Below are 17691 nucleotides of genomic sequence, written 5' to 3'. Positions count from 1 at the left end.
GCGCTATCCTAGCCGAAGTGGCTGAGCCATAGGCCACCAATAGAATAGGGTGCTAAATCCAGTTTGAGCCTATTTTGAGACTTTGAAAGAGCATCCCAGAGTCTTTGCAATACGCCAAAATGCAGGTTCTTCAAGGAGTTGAGTGTTAAGCGGGCAGCGGGAATCGAACCCGCGTCTCTAGCTTGGAAGGCTAGGGTTTTACCATTAAACCATGCCCGCAGTCCCAAGGAATACTACATTAGCACGACCCTTGGGGCGATCGCAAAGGGCAAGCCTAGGGAATCGTTGCCATCTTCACATCGTTGCGATCCAAGATGCTTTGGAGTTCCTCCGCATCGATTGTTTCTTTTTCAATCAGCACTTGGGCAATTTGGTCAAGGACGTGGCGGTTGTTCACCAAGACCTCTTTGGCACGACGATAGGCTTGCTCGACGAGATTGCGCACTTCGTCATCAATGGTGGCAGCCGTTTCCTCGGAGAAGTCCCGTTCTGCCATAATGTCGCGGCCAAGGAAGACATTCCCGGTTTGCCGTCCCAAGGCCACAGGTCCTAGGCGATCGCTCATGCCAAAGCGGGTAACCATTTGGCGAGCCACCCGTGCCACCTGTTGCAGGTCGTTTGAGGCACCGGTTGTCACCTCCTCTTCACCAAAGACAATTTCTTCAGCAATGCGACCCCCAAGGGCAACGGCCATTTGGTTTTGCAGGTAGGCACGGCTATAGAGACCCGAATCCATCTGATCCTCGTTGGGAGTAAACCAAGTCAGACCACCTGCCCGCCCCCGGGGAATGATGCTCACTTTTTGAACGGGATCGTAGTCGGGCATCAGGGCACCGACAAGGGCATGACCCGCCTCATGGTAGGCGACTAACTTCTTGCGGCGATCGCTCATGACACGGTCTTTTTTCTCAGGCCCAGCGAGGACGCGATCGATGGCATCGTTAATCTCATCCATGGAGATTTCAGTCAGGTTGCGGCGAGCCGCCAGAATGGCCGCTTCATTGAGTAGGTTCGAGAGATCCGCACCGGTAAAGCCGGGGGTACGGCGGGCAATTTTATCGAGATCCACATCCTTAGCGAGGGTTTTGCCACGGGCATGAACCTTGAGAATATCGAGGCGACCTTTGTAATCCGGACGATCCACCACCACTTGACGGTCAAAACGCCCCGGACGCAATAGTGCTGCATCCAAAACATCCGGACGGTTCGTTGCAGCAATAATAATGATGCCCGTATTCCCCTCAAAGCCATCCATTTCCGTCAGCAGTTGGTTGAGGGTTTGCTCCCGTTCATCATTGCCCCCCCCCAGACCAGCACCGCGCTGGCGACCGACGGCATCAATCTCATCAATGAAGACAATACAAGGGGCATTGGCTTTGGCTTGTTCAAAGAGGTCGCGCACCCGTGAGGCACCCACCCCAACGAACATTTCCACAAACTCAGAACCGGAAATTGAGAAGAAGGGAACGCCCGCTTCACCAGCCACTGCCCGCGCAAGCAGGGTTTTACCCGTTCCGGGAGGCCCGACAAGGAGAACCCCCTTGGGAATTTTGGCGCCCACTTCGGTAAAGCGATCGGCGTACTTGAGGAATTCCACCACTTCACCCAGTTCCAGCTTGGCCTGATCAATGCCAGCCACATCATTAAAGGTCACTTGGGTTTGGGGTTCCATCTGTACCCGTGCCCGTGACTTACCAAAGTTCATCGCTTGGTTGCCAGGACCTGCTTGGGCACGCCGCAACAGGAAAAAGAGCAGTACCAGCAAACCAATGGGAACCAGTAAGCTGCTCAGGGCGCGGAACCAGAAGCCATCGTTGCTTTGGGGCAAGACGGCGATGTCCACATTGTTGCTAATGAGAATGTCCAACAGTTCAGGATCGTTGGGAAGATTGACCAGCACCCGCGTGCCATCTTGGGTAATCGCTTGCGCCTGCGAGCGGTCGGGGGTAATACTGACTTTGGTGATTTGCTGATTTTCGACCTGTTGGATGAACTCACTGTAGGGCCATGTCTGTTTGGTCGTGGGTTGGCGATCAAAGAAGGCAGTGGCCAAGGCCAGCACCACGATTGCAAGAAGAACATATAAACCTGCGTTTCGCCATTGTTTATTCACCGATCGCCATCCTCCGCTAGGAAAAGTGAAAAGTCTTTACATAAGTTCATACTAACGCATTCTTTCGCAACCCTAGGTGAGCAGTCCCGTGGTTAAGATCATCAATATCCATGATAAGCCGTCAGAAAATGCTCGATTTAGACACCTGCTACCGGGTACTGGAGTTGGAGCCGGGGGCAACCCTCGAGGAAGTGAACCGAGCTTATCGGGATTTAGTGTTTATTTGGCATCCCGATCGCATCCCGAAGGACAACACACGGCTAATCGAGAAGGCACAAGAGAAAATTAAGCAGTTTAATGAAGCGCGGGATCAACTGCGGCAACATATTGCCCGACACGGCAGCCAAACCTCCCAGCGGACTGCTAGCCAGCGGCAAACCTATCGTTCCTCGCCGCCACCCCCACGCTATCAATCCAATCCCTACACCTATCGCAGCTATCATGCGCCCCGTGAGCCGCAGCAAACGACGCACCAGACCTATAGCCAACACCACAACCACACCTACGGCACCTATCAGCGCCAACGCACAGCCGCGCCCCCGCCCCCAGAACCACCCCGCACGACGCCTCCCCACAAGGATATGTCGGGGGTGAATTTACAGGGAGCCAACCTGAGCGAAAAGGACTTTGAGGGGCGCAATCTCAGCCATGCCAATCTCAGCTATGCCGATCTCAGTGATGCCTTTTTGCACCGCGTGATTCTCCACCGTGCTAACCTGCGCCACGCCAATCTCTTTCGCGCCAATTTGCTGCAAGCAGATCTCAGCTATGCCGACCTGCAAGAGGCTAATCTCATTGGTGCTGACTTGAGTGGGGCTGATCTGCGGGGTGCCGATTTACGGGGAGCAAAGATGAGCCAAGGCAATCGCCTCCTAGTGAAACTGACCGGGGCACGCCTCACGGGAGCGATTATGCCCGATGGGCACGTCCACACCTAAGCTTGGATCACCCCCTTAGAACTGGGAATGTGCTGACTGCGGCGCGGGTCAATGGCGATCGCCATGCGTAGGGCACGGGCAAAGGCTTTGAATGTCGCTTCAATAATGTGGTGGGAGTTAATGCCATCCAATTGGCGAATATGCAGCGTCATGCGGCTATGGTTCACCAAAGCAACGAAAAACTCCCGCACCAGTTGCGTATCATAGGTGCCCACCCGCTGCGTGGGAATCTGCAACCCATAGCTAAGGTGGGGACGCCCCGAGAAGTCTAGGGCAACTTCCACCAAACTTTCATCAAGGGGAGCCACAAAGTGACCAAAACGATGAATCCCCCGGCGATCGCCCAAGGCTTGATCGAGTGCCATCCCCAAGGTAATGCCCACATCCTCATTGGTGTGGTGGTCGTCAATATGGGTGTCGCCTGTGGCCTGCACCCGCAAATCCACAAGGCCGTGGGAGCAAAGCTGATCCAGCATGTGATCGAGAAAGGGAATCCCCGTGTGATTGTCCGCTCGACCATTGCCATCAAGGGTGAGTTCAACGTGAACCTTGGTTTCTTTCGTCTGGCGATCGACCGTGGCTTGGCGCAACCGAGGCGCGTGGCCATTACTGAGGAGAGAGTCGTTCATGAAGCGTTACTGACGGGGTTGGGGATTGGCAGAGGTGGCTGGCGGTGGACTCGCCGCAGGCGTTCCGGAAGGAATTGCCCCCGTACGCGGAAAGGGCACATCCACAAAGCCTAATTCTAGCAATTGCTGATAGGCCTTTTGTCCCAGTTCACGGGTGGGGTTTTGGCTGCGGATAATTTCTACCAAAAGGGGCACGGCAAGCTCAGGTTGGTTATTAGCGCGATAGACCAAAGCCAGTTGAAAAGTCGCTTGATCGCGCAGTTGTGCTGCTTCTAGGGCACGGCGACGGTTGCTATCGGCAGCCGCAGTATCAATCCCCAAAAAGCTAGAGTTGAGGGACTGGTAAAAGTTCGAGAGTTGGTTCATCACCGTACGGGCTTCTAAGAGCTTGCGAGCGGCGACGGCATAATTTTGGCTATTGACTGCGGCGGCAGCCTCATCCATCAAGCGCTTGCCCCCCTCAAGGGTATAGATTGAAGAGCTGGGTGGGGGTGTGGGATTCACAATCTGGACATTGGGGCTAGAAGATTGATTCTGAGCAAACACCGCCCGCGGGAGTACCCCCAGTAGTAACACCCCGAGGAGCAGGGATGATCTTGAGCAGTGAGCAAATGTATTCAGGGGCATGGTGCGAAGCCTTTACTAAGATAGAGGCAGTCAAGCGGACAATCAACATCGCGTATCTTACCACCAAGTAATGACAGCCCGTGCAGGATCCTAAGTTCCAATTTTCCTCAAGACTGAGGCCGTGGCCATGGTAAATCCCACCCCTCAGGGGACAACGGCTCATGATGCCATTCGGGAACGGCGCCGCCAATTGCAAAGTAAACGCCGCTGGCGGCAACTGGCAGGGCTTTGGCGTACCAGTGTCCTCTTGACCTTAACAGGGGGACTGGTTTGGGGACTGACGCTGCCGGACTGGGTTATCCGCCGCCCGGAGCAAGTGGTGATTCGCGGCAATCAACTGCTGAAAACGGAAGCGTTGCAGGCACAATTGCCCCTTGAGTATCCGGAGTCACTGCTGCGTTTGCGGCCACAGGAGATCATTCATGCCCTAGAAACGACGCTGCCTCTGCAACGGGTGACGATCGCCCGCCAACTCTTTCCGCCGACACTGATTGTCGAAGTCCAAGAACGCAAGCCTGTCGCAGTCGCCACCTGCAATCAATGCTGGGTAATGAGTGCAAGCGGGCAGCTGCAAGGGTCTGCCAGTCGCTGGTTGGTGGATGGCCTCGGATTTGTTGCCCCGCTGAGTAGCTATCAAGCCAGTGCCGTGAAGCCAATGCCCACACTCCAATTGCAGGGGTATTTTGTACCCGTTAAGGATGCACCGCGCCCGCAGACAATGGCCATCGATCGCGATCGCCAGCAGCAGTGGCAGCAAATTCACCAGATTCTCCAGCAGCAGGATTTACCGATTACGGGTTTAGATTGGCGCAATGAACAGAATCTAATTGTCCAAACCCCCCTCGCGCCGGTTCATCTTGGGGTGGTGCAGTGGCATAGTCCCACATTGAAGAAACAACTCAGTGCCCTAGCCAGCCTCAAGCAGTTACCTCAGTACTTGGATCCCCGCCAAATGGTCTTTATTGACTTGGTAAACCCCGATGAACCCTTGGTGCAACTGCGGCAACAACCAACACAGCAACCCCTTCCCCGCAGTCATTAGGGCGCAAGGGCACGGCATAATAGAACGGTTAGCTTGGAGTGGCTGGTCAATGAAACCCCTGAAGTTCGGCACAAGATTGCCCCGATTTCTGCCACAGTTGGTGATGGTGCTCGGTGTGCTTCTGCTGGTGAGTTGCGCGTCACTCTCCTCAGTGGCTGACACCAGTTCAATTCCAGGAGCACAAAGCCCAACCCCTATGGCCAATTTACCTCGACTCAATGGCGATGCAACGGTTGTACTGACAGTCAACGATCGCCCGATTACGATTCAAGTGAAGGGGAATGCTGCCCCGATTACCGCTGGCAATTTTGTGGATTTAGTGCAGCGGGGAATCTATGATGGCACGATTTTTCACCGTGTGGTTCGTGAACCCCGACCCTTTGTGGTTCAAGGCGGGGATCCCCAGAGCAAAGACCCCAGTGTGTCGCCGCAACTCTACGGCACGGGTTCATTCATTGACCCCGCGACCAATCGCCCCCGCTACATTCCCCTAGAAATTCTTGGTCAGGGCAGTGACACCCCCACCTATAGCCAAGCGGGCAAAGTCTCACCCGTTCTCAATCATACGCGCGGTGCGGTGGCCATGGCGCGATCGCAACTCCCCGATTCGGCCTCAGCCCAGTTTTATATTGCCCTTGATCAACTGGATTTTCTGGATGGCAATTATGCCGTCTTTGGCTATGTCACCGATGGTATGGACGTGGTGGACAGGATCCAACAGGGCGATCGCCTGCAATCCGCTAAGGTTGTGGCCGGTTTAGAAAATTTACAGCAGCCATAGCAGAACGCCGCCGAAAGCGTTGTCGCAGGGTGGGTAGCAGTCGCAAACACAGGGCGTAGGTGAGGAGTCCGGCAACCACGCCCACCCAAACACTGCCAAAAATCAGAATCGTTGCCATTTGCCCCCCCTGTTCGAGGAGCTTTTCCCAAGATTGCCACTCACCAAAAGATAGGGCAGGCTGCCCCATCAGCCACCAACCCACCTGAAAGTTAAACCAAAACAGGGGGACATAGGTGAAGGGGTTGCTCACCCAAGTGGCAAGGGCAGCCAAGGGCTTGTTGCCGCGCACAAGGAGGGCCACCGTGACGGCAATAAGTATTTGCCCCCCAAACAGGGGCAGCATGCCAGCAAAGACCCCTGCCCCAAGGCCACGGGCAATACTCTCAGTGCTACTGTGGGAGCGCATCAAGCGCAAATAGTGATAGCGGAGCGATCGTCGCCAAGCATGGAGCCAACGGGGCTGTCGAGAAGGCTGAGGAAAAGACAACCGCATCATAGGTGAGCTTCGAGAGGGTTCAAAGGTTGAAAAAATGGGCGAATAAAGGTCTTTGCTTAGCAGTTTGACATATTTTGCTTAGAGAGTGCTAGGGGTCGCATCCTTGGGCTTGCCCAATCCCAGCGCCAAAAAGCCAAGGGCGATCGCCATCATCACACTGCTTTGCCAAGCGGGCGCCACCCCACCCCAGCGATCGAAGACCCACCCTGCCCATGCCGGTCCAGCAATCCCCGCCACACTTTGGAGTGATTGGCTAGCGCCAATAATTTTCCCCTGATCTTGATCTCGCACCCGATTGGAGATCACCCCTCGCAGCGAGGGCAACATGATTCCCACGCCAAAGGCCAAACCCACCACACACCCATAAAGCAAGGGCGCACTAAAGCCGCCCGCACTGGGCACCGCCGCAATCCCCAACAAGGCCAAGGCCACTAGGAGCAATCCCCCCAAGCTCAAGCGCTGCTCACCAAAGCGAGGAATCAATGAGCGAATCAAGCCCGCCTGCACAATCGTACTCACCACGCCAATAATCACAAAAATGATCCCCGCTTGGGCAGGTCCCCAACTCAATTGCCGCTTCAAGAAGAGGACGAAGATACTGGTAAAGCCAGCAAAGGCAAAGTTGAAAATAAAGAAGGCCATGAGTAAGGCTTGGAGGGTGCGTTGATTGAATAGCTCCAACCACTGTTGCTGCAAGGCAAAGCTCTTTAGGGTCAGGGGCGATCGCTGGGCTGCGGGCAATGACTCTGGCAAGATGAAATAGGCCAAGATGACATTCACCAGTGCCAAGCCCGCTGCAAACCAAATCGGCAACTTGAGATCAATGGCTGCTAGACTGCCGCCAATGGCCGGCCCAAAAATGAAGCCAATGCCAAAGGCTGCCCCCGTTAAACCAAAGTTCTTAGCCCGATCTGCTGGAGCAGAGGTGTCAGCAATATAGGCCTGAGCCGTTGAAACCACGCCCCCCGTGAGACCATCAATAATCCGCGAGACAAAGAGCAGCCAAGGAACCGTCGCCACAGCAAAGAGAATGTAGGACAGGGCCGTACCGGCAATGCAAATCAGCAACACCGGGCGACGTCCCCAATGATCCGAGAGGGCACCCAAAAGGGGAGCAGCAATGAATTGGGCAGCAGCAAAGGCAGAAAATAACAGCGTCAAGCTCAACGCATCAAAGTTAAATCGCTCCACGAGGAAGGGCAAAATGGGGAAAATCAGACTCTCACCCAAACGGTCGATGACAATTGTGAGTAAAACAATGAATAATGGTGAGCGTAGGTTGATCCCCATTGATGTGATACGTCCTCAAGTGATGGATGCCTGCCCTGTACGGTTTTGACCCCCAGAAAAAGGCAGTACAATAAAAGACTACAACTTAACACAATACAGTCCTTTTCCCATCGATTGGACACAGCCCAAAACATCCTACTGATGAGGTGATGCCACCCATGTCTGCTTATACGGAATCTTTGAAGCGATCGCTCTTTTTGACACTGATTGCCCTAGTTGTATCATTGACGATTTCCTTCTTGATGGCAATCTAAATTTGCCCTGAAAATCATTTATCATCTTCTATCAGTGATGTGAGTTGAGTGAGGTATGGCCACTCGTTCTGCCGCTGCACCCCCGCCGCTGCCCCTGTGGGTCATGTTTCGCTTGGGTCTGTTTCAGATGGCACTGGGGATGATGTCGATTCTGGTGTTGGGGGTGCTCAACCGCATCCTGATTAAAGAACTGGCGGTGCCGGCCACATTGGTGACGCTGACGATCGCCATGCATCAATTTGTCTCACCGGTGCGCGTGTGGTTTGGTCAGCTCTCCGATGCCCATCCCATTGGCGGCTATCATCGCACGGGGTATGTCTGGGGTGGGGCTTTGGCCTTTACGTTGGTCACCTACGCGATTGTTCAAGTGATCTGGCAGGTGGGGCAGAGTTTAGATCAAGCGGGCTGGAGTCTCGTCACCCAAGGGTGGATTGGCCTATTGGGATTGCTCTTTGCCGCCTATGGCATTTGTGTCAGTAGTAGCTCGACCCCCTTTGCTGCCCTGCTCGTGGATGTCTCCGAAGAGGAAGATCGGGGCAAATTGGTGGGCATTGTCTGGTCCATGTTGACCGTGGGCATTGTGGCGGGTGCCATTCTCAGTAGTGTGCTGCTGCGTCAGTTGGAGCTAGACCCCCCCATTGAACTGCTACAACAAAGTGTTAATCGCCTCTTTTTGGTGGTTTTGACGGTGGTCTTTGCCCTCGCGATCGCCAGCACCTGGGGAGTTGAGGCCAAGTATTCCCGCTACCATGTGCGCAGCCGTGCCTGTGACAATCCGGAAAACATTACCCTTGGTCGCGCCCTGAAAATTCTCACGGCCAACTCCCAAACGTGGCGCTTTTTTCTCTTCCTTGTCCTGATGACCCTGAGTTTATTTATTCAGGAACCGATTCTGGAACCCTTTGGCGGTGAAGTTTTTGGCATGACGATCGCCGAAACCACCCGCTTGAATGCCTACTGGGGCATGGGTACCCTTGTGGGTCTAAGTTTCACCGGATTTTTGATTGTGCCCCGCCTCGGCAAGATCCGCACCACCACCTATGGCTGTTGGGGGGTGGCCTTGATGTTCTTGCTCTTGATCATCTCAGGCGTCACGCAGCAGGTGTGGCTCTTTCAGTTGCAACTCTTTCTCTTTGGCATTGCCGCTGGGGTGACAACAACGGGTGCCCTCAGTCTCATGCTGGACTTAACGGCGGCGGAAACAGCGGGGACATTTATTGGCGCTTGGGGCTTAGCGCAGGCCATTGCCCGGGGATCAGCGACTGTTGTCGGCGGAACGGCCCTTGATATTGGGCGTCAACTGTTTGGCGTGCCGATCCTCGCCTATGGATTTGTCTTTTGTCTGCCGATGCTGGGAATGCTGGCCGCTGTCTTGCTTCTGAAACGAGTGGATGTCAGTCAATTTCGCCAACAATCTCAGGTGGCGATCGCCAAGGTCTTGGCTGAGGACTTGGAATAGAGTCACCTACCAGCGGGCAAAGAAGGAAAAATCCAACTTACCAAAGTGGGTGACATGGGCGATATTAAAATGCTCTAGGCAATTCACCAGCCAGCGTACCTTGCCGCGACTAAAGGACTGATAGTGGTTAAACAGGATCGCAAAGCGTTTTTCAAGGTAGGGTTTTACTTTCTTGCTGAGGAGCACAACCTTGAGCAATAAGCCAATCGTTGCCGCCGTGCCGATGGTATTGAGCAAGTCAACAAAAACCAGATGGTTAGGATTTTGGGCGCTATCCACCACTAAGTAGTTGAGGGTCTGGCTACAGGTGCGCACAATCGTAAATTCATTCAGAGGTTGTGGCTGCTGAAAGAGGGGCAGCGTTTCCAAATACTGGTAAAAGCGCTGGCGAAAGCGACCCCGCCCCACATCCGCTGTGGTGTCCGTCAAGTAGTGGAAGAAGGCATCCCGAAAGTCGCGGGTGGATTTCAGGCGTTGCAGCCGCTGTCCAAATTGACTGGCCAAGTCGCGATAGGTGTGGCGGCCATCCACCTTACCGACAAAATGTTGAATCGAGGTTCTGACTTCCTCAGCAGAGAGCAACGTAGGATTTTTCACCAGTGGGATATTGTTATGCCCCTGAGCACGGCGAAACTCACTCGTGAGGTATTGACTCAGGTTCATTTCAAACTGCTGAGTGGCCTTTTGCTGAAAGTCTTGAATGTAGCGCAGGTCTTCGGGTGTCGTGTCATCGCCCACCAAGCAGTGGTTATAGAGATAGGGATAGCGGCGAATTAAGGTAGCAAGGGGGCGATCGCTATTTTGCTGAATCTGTGAAACGTCTTGGGCATCTTCTTGCAGAAATTGCACCATGCGCTGGAGCTTCTGAAAGGCTTCACTCTCTAAATAATCCTTGAGGAGCAGCCGCAGCTTACGCACAATCGGTGCCCGGCTCAGACCCCCCGCTGGCATCGCCACAGGCGTTTGCAGCATAGCCAGAAATTCGGGAACTGCCCCTTGGAGCAAAGGACGCGACTGCCAGCGGTTAATCAAAATGTGGCAGCAGCGGTTCATAAAGGGACGAAAATTATCTGCCACCCGTGCCCCCGTCACAATCCGATCCATCACCTCTTGAATCTGGCGATCGGGATAGGTATAGCCCATGAGAAAAAGGGCACGAAACCGCTCAATGACTTGCTGTGGACTCTCGTGCTGCACGCATTCCAGCAAGTGTTCATAAATCAGTTGGTAGTCGTTTGTCTTTATCCAAGTATTCATAGGGGATAATGCGCTCCTAAGCCACGCCGCTACCGACCGTGCTGGAATTCAGGGGCACAATTGAGAGGGTCTAACATACCTGCATCATAGAAGGCAACATATCGTTAACTGGTGATCGAAAGCACGTTTTTCCCGTGATCCTAATCACAAGAATGACTTAAGTACCTTTGATCGCTGACTAGCGCAAACGCCCTACTACTTTTTGATGATAAACAACAAGACAATCAATTGACAACCGACGATAAAAATTGGTGCCAAGTTCTCTCCTCATAAAGAGTTTTTAGGCTTCGCGAGCATTAGCGCCCCTGATACCCCGAAAGCTGAGCTAGACCCTCTAGGGGATAGACCCCCTCATAGCGTTTACCGTTGATTTCCCATGTGGGGTAGGCACGGATATTGGCCTGCTTGCACAGTTCTGGCTGGCCATTGGTACCGCGGGCATCGCACTCAATATAGTTGATACTTTTGAAAGCGCTGCCAAAGAGTTCTTTTTGCTTCATGCAAGCGGGACACCAGTAGGCACCGTACATCTTGGCATTGATTTTCTTGAGGTGGTTCGCCAGCCCTTGGGGGGAAATGGTCTGACTGGTTCCCTGCGCCATGACCATATCGGGAGAGTGCAAAACAGGTAAACGGGGCACAAGGGCGATCGCCAGCCCCACACCCAAGCCAAACAGGAGATAGCGCAAGGAGTTTTTCATTGAGAACCATCCACTAACCGAATCTAGTGTACTGTACTCCACATAGTGCTAGAGCTAAAGACCGCGAGTACCGTCTTGTAGTTCCGCTATTCTGAAAATTGCATCTAAGAATCATGCTGGCACGCCTTATCTAGGAACAATGAAGCAGCAGTACGACCAAGATTACAGTGCGTGGATTGCAGAAACAGTGGCATTGTTGCGAGAAGGACGATGGCAAGAGTTGGATCTGCCCCATCTCATTGCTGAGGTAGAGGACTTGGGCAAAAGTGAACGGCGCGCCATCAATAGCCAGTTAACTCGTCTGCTGCTACACCTCTTAAAGTGGCAATATCAACCCCAGCGCCGATCCGATAGTTGGTTGGATTCGATCACGGATGCCCGCACTCAAATTGAGCTGACCATAGCTGATAGTCCGAGCTTGCGGGATTATCCGGCCAGCCAACTTGCCATAAGCTATGAACGCGCTCGCCGCCAAGCAGCAGAGCAAACGGGTTTACCGCTGAGCACCTTTCCTGAAACCTGCCCTTATCCCCTAGAGAGGGTTTTGACCCAGAGTTGGCTCCCCGAAACGGACACTTAGCTCAAAACACTAGATGAGGTGCATTAGATGAGGTGCATTCGCCCGTGCTATTGCCGTTAAACTAAAACTACGTTATAGCGGCAGTGCCCTTGCGGATCTTTGAATGGCAGCGATTTTTGAGCTTCATCCGGTTAACCCCCAGCCCCGCACGATCGCCCAAATTGTTGAGGCTCTCAAGGAAGGGGCAGTCATGCTCTACCCCACGGATACCGTCTATGCCATTGGCTGCGACATGAACCACAAAGGAGCGGTGCAACGGGTACGCCAACTCAAGCAACTCTCCAACGATAAACCCGTCACTTTTTTGTGCTCTTCCCTCTCCAACATTGCCCAGTATGCCTATGTCAGCGATGCTGCTTATCGCCTCATGCGTCGCCTGATCCCAGGCCCCTACACCTTTTTGCTCCCCGCTACCAAACTGGTGCCCCGCCTTGTCCAAAATCCCAAACGCAAAACCACAGGGATTCGCGTACCTGACCACGTTGTGAGCCAAGCGCTATTGACCGCCTTGGGGAATCCGATTATTTCCACCTCAGCACGACTGCCCGACGACGAGACGTATTACGTGAATACCGCAGATCTCTTCGATGCCTTTGACAAACGGGTGGATTTAATGATTGATACCGGCGAACCCCCCGGACAGCAAATGTCGAGTATCCTTGATCTCACTGTGGAGCCGCCGCTACTGGTACGCAAGGGACAAGCGTGGGAAGCGCTACCAGCAGAACTGGTGACTGTTGAGTGAGCCACTCCAGCTTTTCAGCAGATAGAAACCGTTATACAAGGTTTGATTCAAGAATGAGTTCATCGCAATTAATTGGCAAAGTATATTTAGTGGGCGCAGGCCCCGGCGATGTGGGGCTACTGACGGTGCGTGCCAAGACGCTACTGGAGTGGGCGGATGTGGTGCTCTACGATGCGCTGATTAGCCCCGAAATTCTTAACTTGATCAACCCCGAAGCGGAAAAAATTCATGTGGGCAAGCGGCGGGGCAACCATACCCTCTCCCAAGCAGAGATTTGTCGCCTGTTGATTGACTTGGCTCAGCGCCATGCGGTGATTGTGCGCCTCAAGGGGGGTGATCCCTTTGTCTTTGGCCGAGGGGGTGAAGAGTGTCTTGCCCTTGTCGAGGCTGGCATTACTGTCGAAGTGGTGCCGGGGGTCACCAGTGGGGTGGCTGCACCTGCCTATGCGCACATTCCCCTCACCCATCGGGATTTTAGTTCTTCGGTGGTTTTTGTCACGGGCCATGAGGCTGCTGGTCGCTATCAACCGCGTGTAAATTGGTCGGCTCTGGCTACGGCGGTGGATACGATTGTGATTTACATGGGACTCCATCATCTGCGGGAAATTGTGCCGCAACTCCTGGCAGGGGGGCGATCGCCCCAGACGCCCTTGGCCTTTATTGAATCAGGGACAACACCGCAACAACGGGTGGTGGTGACAACCCTAGAGCGAGCGATCGCCACCTATGACGAGGCACAGATTCAAACGCCTGCCTTGATTGTCATTGGCGAGGTCATTCACCTGCGCTCCCAGTTAATCGGAAGTCTCCACTAGGTCTGAAGAAACAGGTTCTAGGGACACCGACAGCATTGCCCGCTCCAAATAGGGCAAAAGCTTACGTCGCGTTTGATCCAGAGAATAGGCAAGGCGGATATTCTCTCTGGTGAGTAGGCCTAACACCCGTTGCGGGTTCTGGCGATCGACCACGGGCAACTGCCTTAAATCCCGCGCTGCCATGCGATCGAGGGCGTCCTTCAGGGGTTCATCCCCATAGGCCAGTAACAAGTCTCGCGTACAGACACTCCCCACCATTTGCGTTTGATAGGCGGTTGTTTCCTGATCCGCTTCCCAACGGGTCAGCACCCGATTAATATCCCCAAGGGTGACCAACCCCATCAAGTCCTGCTGACTATCGGTCACAAAGGCGCAGTAGGCTTTTTTTTCAATCAGTTGCAAGCCAGCTTCAACCACAGGCATTGCTTCGTTCAGAAACAGCACCTCCGATTGCATGGCTTCCGCCACAGAAAGATTGGGGGGACTTTCCTCCTGCTCCTCCTTCTGGGTCTGAGCGCTGGGTGCCAATGCGGGCAGTTCGCCCCGTTTTTGAACACTCAAACTATTCACTAGCCAGACACTCAAGCCCACCGCTGCCATCAGAGGCAAAATAATGCGATAGTCCCGCGTCATTTCAAAGAGTAGCAAAATAGCGGTTAAGGGGGCATTGACGCTAGCGGCAAGGACGGCGGCCATTCCCACCGTTGCGTAGGCGGCAGGAGCAGCAATACTGTTGGCAAACATGGGTAGCAGGATGGGCAACACTTTACCATAAGCAGCACCAAGGGACGCGCCCAAAAAGAGCGCCGGTGCAAAGATGCCCCCCACTAGACCACTGCCTAAACTCACTGCTGTTAAGACCATCTTGGTCAGTAGCAAGATCAACAGCAAGCCGAGGGAAAAATTCACATCCCTGAGAATTGCTTCCACCGTTTCATAGCCAATGCCCAGCACTTGCGGTAGATACAGAGCAACAAGGCCAACGCAGAGGCCACCCACTAGGGGACGCAGCGCTAGGGGAATACGACCTAAAAACTGCATGGGTGGAATTTTCCCCTGAAAGACTTGGGGGAGCCACTGAAGTAACTGGGTATAGACAATGGCAACGCCGTAGGCCAACAGTCCTAAGCCCAAATACAAGGGCAACTCAAGGGAACTGCGCACCTCATAGGTGGGCAAATCAAAGGCGGGTTGTGCCCCCAAGCCAATTTGGGTAATCAGGGCAGAAATCACAGCAGCCAAAAGCACCACACTCACAGCCGTTGTTTCAAACGTGGTGCCCAATACCACCTCTAGGGCAAAGAACACGCCAGCGATCGGGGCATTGAAGCCTGCTGCCAACCCTGCCGCCGCCCCTGCACCGAGGAGCAACTTTTGCCGTTCTCGGGAAACCTTCAGCGCTTGACCCAAGAGAATGCCGATGTTGGCACCCACTTCCACACTGGGGCCTTCTGGACCAAGGGACGCACCTGTACCAAGGGAAATCGCCGCCGCAAGGGTTTTGGCAATGGGGCGAATGAAGGGAATTTCCTTGCCTGCTTCTACAGCACCCATCAATGACATCAGGTTGGGACTAAACTCTTGGACAAACCAGCGGATGATCCCCACCAGCAAGCCCCCCAAGGCCGGAACACAGGCCAGTGTCCAAGCGCCCCATCGACCAATAAGCCCCATCAAGTCTTCAAGGGCCATGTGATGAATTGTCTCAATCAGGTAACGAAACAGCAGCACACTTAGCCCGGCACTGCCGCCAATGAGTACTGCCAAGACCAGTACGACGGTTTCCGGGGGCGGTTGCAATTGATTGAAAAGACGAGTGAGGCGAGATTCAGCAGCAAAAAGGGGGGAGAGGGAGGACACTGGTGGAAAAAATTTGCCTGAAACGGGATAGCTCTAACTTAATTATGCGCAATTATGCGCAATTTCCAGGGGAGACGCTAAAAGGGCAAGAGTTGCGGTGTCACACGGTAAAAGTAGGGATGCAGCCACCACAGCAAGGCGACAAAGATGGCTACTCCCCCATAGGCGGGGCGCAAAAATTCTTGCCACACCAGTTGTTGCTTGCCCTGCCAAATGGCTTTGAAGGGAATGATTGAGGTGCGGGCTTTCAGGGCAGTAAACGCTTCTCCATGCCGTGCGTACCAGCGGCGATCGCCATGCCAAACTCCAAAGCAGTGATGGGCAATCAGCCCAAGGGAGGTCAGCAGTGTAAAGGACGTGCCCAACCACAGCGTATGCGCCACACACCAGATCACCTGTCCCCATAACTGCGGGTGGCGGGTAATGCGAATAATGCCCGTTTCGTAGAGGTGCACTTCTGGCTTTTGTACAGCGGCAATCTCTAGCAAGTTAAATGTGGCCGGATAAAGAAAGAGAAACGAGATCGCCGATAGCCCCCACACGAGCGCCCCCATCCCCGGTACCCCTTGGAGTTGCCACAGTTGCACGCCATCGTAGCGATGGGCCAAAAAGTAGAGAATCAAGATTGTCGCTAAGGGTAGACTCACTAAGGCAAAAAAAATGCGATAAAGGCGGGCACCGACGCGCTTTTCTGCCCAAGGACGTAAGCTTGCCAATCCACTGTGGGCGATCGCAAACAAGAGCAATAACCCCACCATGATCCACTGCGAACTGGTTTGCCAACTGTGCTGATCCACGCCGATCTACTCCGTACGATTAAAACCCCATCCCATGATCCCAAAGGGTCAGACGCTTTGTAAAGTAATGTAACTGAGCCGCAAAACGCAGCCTATGAGCTATAGTCAAGGCGTTGAGGGCATCCGACATCAATCTATGTTCAATTGGCTCGATCGCCTCGAAAACCACCGTCTACTGCGCCTGCTGCTGCTCTTTGCTCTTGGCTGGATTGGCGTGCAACTTTTGCACTACTTTGCCTACGTCTTACTGATGTTTCTTTTTGCAGCCATTCTGGCGTTTTTACTCAACTATCCCGTGGGCTGGCTCAAGCGTTACTTGCCCCATGGTTTGGCGGTTACCATTGTGTTTCTCGGGACATTGGCAATTCTAATCGGCTTGGGGATTACCCTTGGGTTGGCGATCATTGGCCAGTTGCAGGACTTGATCACCAATTTGCCCAGCCAAATTGATCTGTGGATTGACTCCCTTGAGAGGATGCAGCAGTTTCTGGCGCGATGGAATCTAGACATCAATTTCCAGCAACTGGAGTCAGAATTACGCAACTTTGCCCTTGCGGGTCTGCAGTTTGGTTTTGGCAAGTTGCAGTCTGTCTTTGCGCTGTTGCTCAGCGGCATTATTCTGGCTGTGATTACCTTCTTTATGCTGCTGGAGGGGGAGCGGCTATGGCAGTACCTACTGAGTTTTTTGCCTGATCCGTGGCGCGATCGCGTGCCCCAAGCCTTAGAGCGGAACTTTTTGGGCTTCTTTAGTGGCCGTTTGCTTCTCTCTCTCTTCTTTGGTACCGCCACATTCCTTGTCTTGCTGGTGTTACGTGCCCCCTATGCCCTTGCCCTTGGGGCGATCGCCGGTGGCTTGGATCTCATTCCAGGGATTGGCTCAACGATGGGCATTTCCCTCATCTGCTTGATCCTGCTGCCCAAGAGTATTGCCCTGAGTGTACAAGTGCTGATTAGCTGTATTCTGCTGCAACAGGTGGAAGAAAATATTCTCATGCCCCGTGTCATGCGCAACACCGTCAACCTGAATCCAGTGGTTTTATTTTTTTCCCTCCTAGTAGGGGCAACAGTCGCAGGAATTGTCGGTATTTTCCTTGCCATTCCGATGACGGGGACGATCGTCAGTTTGCTAGATCTCAAAGCCTTACAGGCAAGCAGTGAGGCTGATCCGAAATCCTCGCAGGGCAAACGCATACTCAGGCAGTAGCAAGGAGATGAGCGAGATAGTCATCGTCCCATCCTGCTCTCAAACGTTTTGCCTTGACGCTGACCTTCACAAAGGTGTCCTGACGCATTCACAGTTATTGTGC

Annotated in this window: 17 protein-coding genes and 1 tRNA gene; 8 read left to right on the top strand and 10 right to left on the bottom strand. The window is 53.6% G+C overall.

What is annotated here, in order from left to right; translation table 11 throughout:
* Window positions 1-148 precede the first annotated feature (148 nt).
* Together RHH53_RS11840 and ftsH3 are read right to left on the bottom strand one after the other, a co-directional pair.
* Window positions 149-219, bottom strand: a tRNA-Gly gene (locus RHH53_RS11840).
* Between the two features lie 55 nt (window positions 220-274).
* The gene (gene ftsH3, locus RHH53_RS11835) at window positions 275-2113 is read right to left on the bottom strand and encodes an ATP-dependent zinc metalloprotease FtsH3 (protein WP_302677465.1); all 1839 of its coding nucleotides are present in this window, start codon (window positions 2111-2113) and stop codon (window positions 275-277) included.
* 110 nt (window positions 2114-2223) lie between these two features.
* On the opposite strand from ftsH3, the gene RHH53_RS11830 reads away from it, so the two are divergent.
* Entirely contained in the window at window positions 2224-3051 is an 828-nt protein-coding gene (locus RHH53_RS11830; protein WP_206200317.1) for a pentapeptide repeat-containing protein, read from the top strand.
* Here RHH53_RS11830 and hisB read toward each other — a convergent pair.
* Complete coding sequence (gene hisB, locus RHH53_RS11825) at window positions 3048-3680, bottom strand: imidazoleglycerol-phosphate dehydratase HisB (protein WP_302678370.1); 633 nt, start codon at window positions 3678-3680, stop codon at window positions 3048-3050. The genes RHH53_RS11830 and hisB overlap by 4 nt on opposite strands.
* Before the next feature lie 6 nt (window positions 3681-3686).
* Complete coding sequence (locus RHH53_RS11820; protein ID WP_206200315.1) at window positions 3687-4307, bottom strand: hypothetical protein; 621 nt, start codon at window positions 4305-4307, stop codon at window positions 3687-3689.
* Between the two features lie 127 nt (window positions 4308-4434).
* Here RHH53_RS11820 and RHH53_RS11815 point away from each other — a divergent pair, with 127 nt between their 5' ends.
* Together RHH53_RS11815 and RHH53_RS11810 are read left to right on the top strand one after the other, a co-directional pair.
* Entirely contained in the window at window positions 4435-5349 is a 915-nt protein-coding gene (locus RHH53_RS11815) for an FtsQ-type POTRA domain-containing protein (RefSeq protein WP_310453623.1), read from the top strand.
* 49 nt (window positions 5350-5398) lie between these two features.
* Window positions 5399-6130, top strand: coding sequence for a peptidylprolyl isomerase (locus RHH53_RS11810; RefSeq protein ID WP_310453622.1), 732 nt, complete (start codon window positions 5399-5401; stop codon window positions 6128-6130).
* Here RHH53_RS11810 and RHH53_RS11805 read toward each other — a convergent pair.
* Both RHH53_RS11805 and RHH53_RS11800 read right to left on the bottom strand, forming a co-directional pair.
* Entirely contained in the window at window positions 6090-6626 is a 537-nt protein-coding gene (locus RHH53_RS11805; RefSeq protein WP_206200312.1) for a DUF2062 domain-containing protein, read from the bottom strand. The two genes, RHH53_RS11810 and RHH53_RS11805, sit on opposite strands and share 41 nt — an antisense overlap.
* Window positions 6627-6704: 78 nt before the next feature.
* The gene (locus RHH53_RS11800) at window positions 6705-7916 is read right to left on the bottom strand and encodes an MFS transporter (RefSeq protein ID WP_206200311.1); all 1212 of its coding nucleotides are present in this window, start codon (window positions 7914-7916) and stop codon (window positions 6705-6707) included.
* A gap of 309 nt (window positions 7917-8225) precedes the next feature.
* Between RHH53_RS11800 and RHH53_RS11795 the strand changes: the two genes are divergently transcribed.
* Window positions 8226-9629: a BCD family MFS transporter gene (locus RHH53_RS11795; RefSeq protein ID WP_310743827.1), complete on the top strand. Its 1404-nt coding sequence runs from the start codon at window positions 8226-8228 to the stop codon at window positions 9627-9629.
* A 6-nt stretch (window positions 9630-9635) separates the two neighbouring features.
* Here the strand turns inward: RHH53_RS11795 and RHH53_RS11790 are convergent, their stop codons facing one another.
* Together RHH53_RS11790 and RHH53_RS11785 are read right to left on the bottom strand one after the other, a co-directional pair.
* Entirely contained in the window at window positions 9636-10886 is a 1251-nt protein-coding gene (locus RHH53_RS11790) for a hypothetical protein (RefSeq protein WP_302678368.1), read from the bottom strand.
* A 296-nt stretch (window positions 10887-11182) separates the two neighbouring features.
* Window positions 11183-11587 (bottom strand): hypothetical protein, encoded by a 405-nt coding sequence (locus RHH53_RS11785; protein ID WP_149819669.1) that lies wholly within the window; start codon window positions 11585-11587, stop codon window positions 11183-11185.
* Between the two features lie 139 nt (window positions 11588-11726).
* On the opposite strand from RHH53_RS11785, the gene RHH53_RS11780 reads away from it, so the two are divergent.
* From RHH53_RS11780 to cobA, 3 genes are all read left to right on the top strand, one after another.
* Window positions 11727-12167: a DUF29 domain-containing protein gene (locus tag RHH53_RS11780; RefSeq protein WP_302677472.1), complete on the top strand. Its 441-nt coding sequence runs from the start codon at window positions 11727-11729 to the stop codon at window positions 12165-12167.
* A gap of 103 nt (window positions 12168-12270) precedes the next feature.
* Window positions 12271-12912 (top strand): L-threonylcarbamoyladenylate synthase, encoded by a 642-nt coding sequence (locus RHH53_RS11775; RefSeq protein WP_310438565.1) that lies wholly within the window; start codon window positions 12271-12273, stop codon window positions 12910-12912.
* A gap of 53 nt (window positions 12913-12965) precedes the next feature.
* Window positions 12966-13727 (top strand): uroporphyrinogen-III C-methyltransferase, encoded by a 762-nt coding sequence (cobA, locus tag RHH53_RS11770; RefSeq protein ID WP_302678367.1) that lies wholly within the window; start codon window positions 12966-12968, stop codon window positions 13725-13727.
* Here the strand turns inward: cobA and RHH53_RS11765 are convergent.
* Together RHH53_RS11765 and RHH53_RS11760 are read right to left on the bottom strand one after the other, a co-directional pair.
* Window positions 13707-15587 carry a chloride channel protein gene (locus tag RHH53_RS11765; RefSeq protein WP_310743826.1) on the bottom strand — a complete coding sequence of 627 codons (1881 nt, stop codon included), beginning with the start codon at window positions 15585-15587 and terminating at the stop codon, window positions 13707-13709. The two genes, cobA and RHH53_RS11765, sit on opposite strands and share 21 nt — an antisense overlap.
* Before the next feature lie 77 nt (window positions 15588-15664).
* Entirely contained in the window at window positions 15665-16345 is a 681-nt protein-coding gene (locus RHH53_RS11760) for an NnrU family protein (RefSeq protein WP_206201701.1), read from the bottom strand.
* Window positions 16346-16478: 133 nt separating this feature from the next.
* On the opposite strand from RHH53_RS11760, the gene RHH53_RS11755 reads away from it, so the two are divergent.
* Window positions 16479-17588, top strand: coding sequence for an AI-2E family transporter (locus RHH53_RS11755; RefSeq protein ID WP_310743825.1), 1110 nt, complete (start codon window positions 16479-16481; stop codon window positions 17586-17588).
* Window positions 17589-17691: the final 103 nt, after the last annotated feature.

The organism is Thermosynechococcus sp. PKX82 (assembly GCF_031583255.1).
In the GTDB taxonomy this organism is placed as follows: Bacteria; Cyanobacteriota; Cyanobacteriia; order Thermosynechococcales; family Thermosynechococcaceae; genus Thermosynechococcus.
This window is presented reverse-complemented; position numbering and strand designations above follow the sequence as displayed.

Excerpts from the sequence above, each read along its gene's own strand:
- RHH53_RS11800 (WP_206200311.1), bottom strand. The coding sequence starts at position 7,916 with ATGGGGATCAACCTACGCTCACCATTATTCATTGTTTTACTCACAATT.
- RHH53_RS11775 (WP_310438565.1), top strand. The coding sequence starts at position 12,271 with ATGGCAGCGATTTTTGAGCTTCATCCGGTTAACCCCCAGCCCCGCACG.
- RHH53_RS11820 (WP_206200315.1), bottom strand. The coding sequence starts at position 4,307 with ATGCCCCTGAATACATTTGCTCACTGCTCAAGATCATCCCTGCTCCTC.
- RHH53_RS11780 (WP_302677472.1), top strand. The coding sequence starts at position 11,727 with ATGAAGCAGCAGTACGACCAAGATTACAGTGCGTGGATTGCAGAAACA.
- RHH53_RS11785 (WP_149819669.1), bottom strand. The coding sequence starts at position 11,587 with ATGAAAAACTCCTTGCGCTATCTCCTGTTTGGCTTGGGTGTGGGGCTG.
- cobA (WP_302678367.1), top strand. The coding sequence starts at position 12,966 with ATGAGTTCATCGCAATTAATTGGCAAAGTATATTTAGTGGGCGCAGGC.
- RHH53_RS11790 (WP_302678368.1), bottom strand. The coding sequence starts at position 10,886 with ATGAATACTTGGATAAAGACAAACGACTACCAACTGATTTATGAACAC.
- RHH53_RS11805 (WP_206200312.1), bottom strand. The coding sequence starts at position 6,626 with ATGATGCGGTTGTCTTTTCCTCAGCCTTCTCGACAGCCCCGTTGGCTC.
- RHH53_RS11830 (WP_206200317.1), top strand. The coding sequence starts at position 2,224 with ATGATAAGCCGTCAGAAAATGCTCGATTTAGACACCTGCTACCGGGTA.
- RHH53_RS11755 (WP_310743825.1), top strand. The coding sequence starts at position 16,479 with ATGAGCTATAGTCAAGGCGTTGAGGGCATCCGACATCAATCTATGTTC.
- RHH53_RS11760 (WP_206201701.1), bottom strand. The coding sequence starts at position 16,345 with ATGGTGGGGTTATTGCTCTTGTTTGCGATCGCCCACAGTGGATTGGCA.
- hisB (WP_302678370.1), bottom strand. The coding sequence starts at position 3,680 with ATGAACGACTCTCTCCTCAGTAATGGCCACGCGCCTCGGTTGCGCCAA.
- RHH53_RS11795 (WP_310743827.1), top strand. The coding sequence starts at position 8,226 with ATGGCCACTCGTTCTGCCGCTGCACCCCCGCCGCTGCCCCTGTGGGTC.
- RHH53_RS11810 (WP_310453622.1), top strand. The coding sequence starts at position 5,399 with ATGAAACCCCTGAAGTTCGGCACAAGATTGCCCCGATTTCTGCCACAG.
- RHH53_RS11815 (WP_310453623.1), top strand. The coding sequence starts at position 4,435 with ATGGTAAATCCCACCCCTCAGGGGACAACGGCTCATGATGCCATTCGG.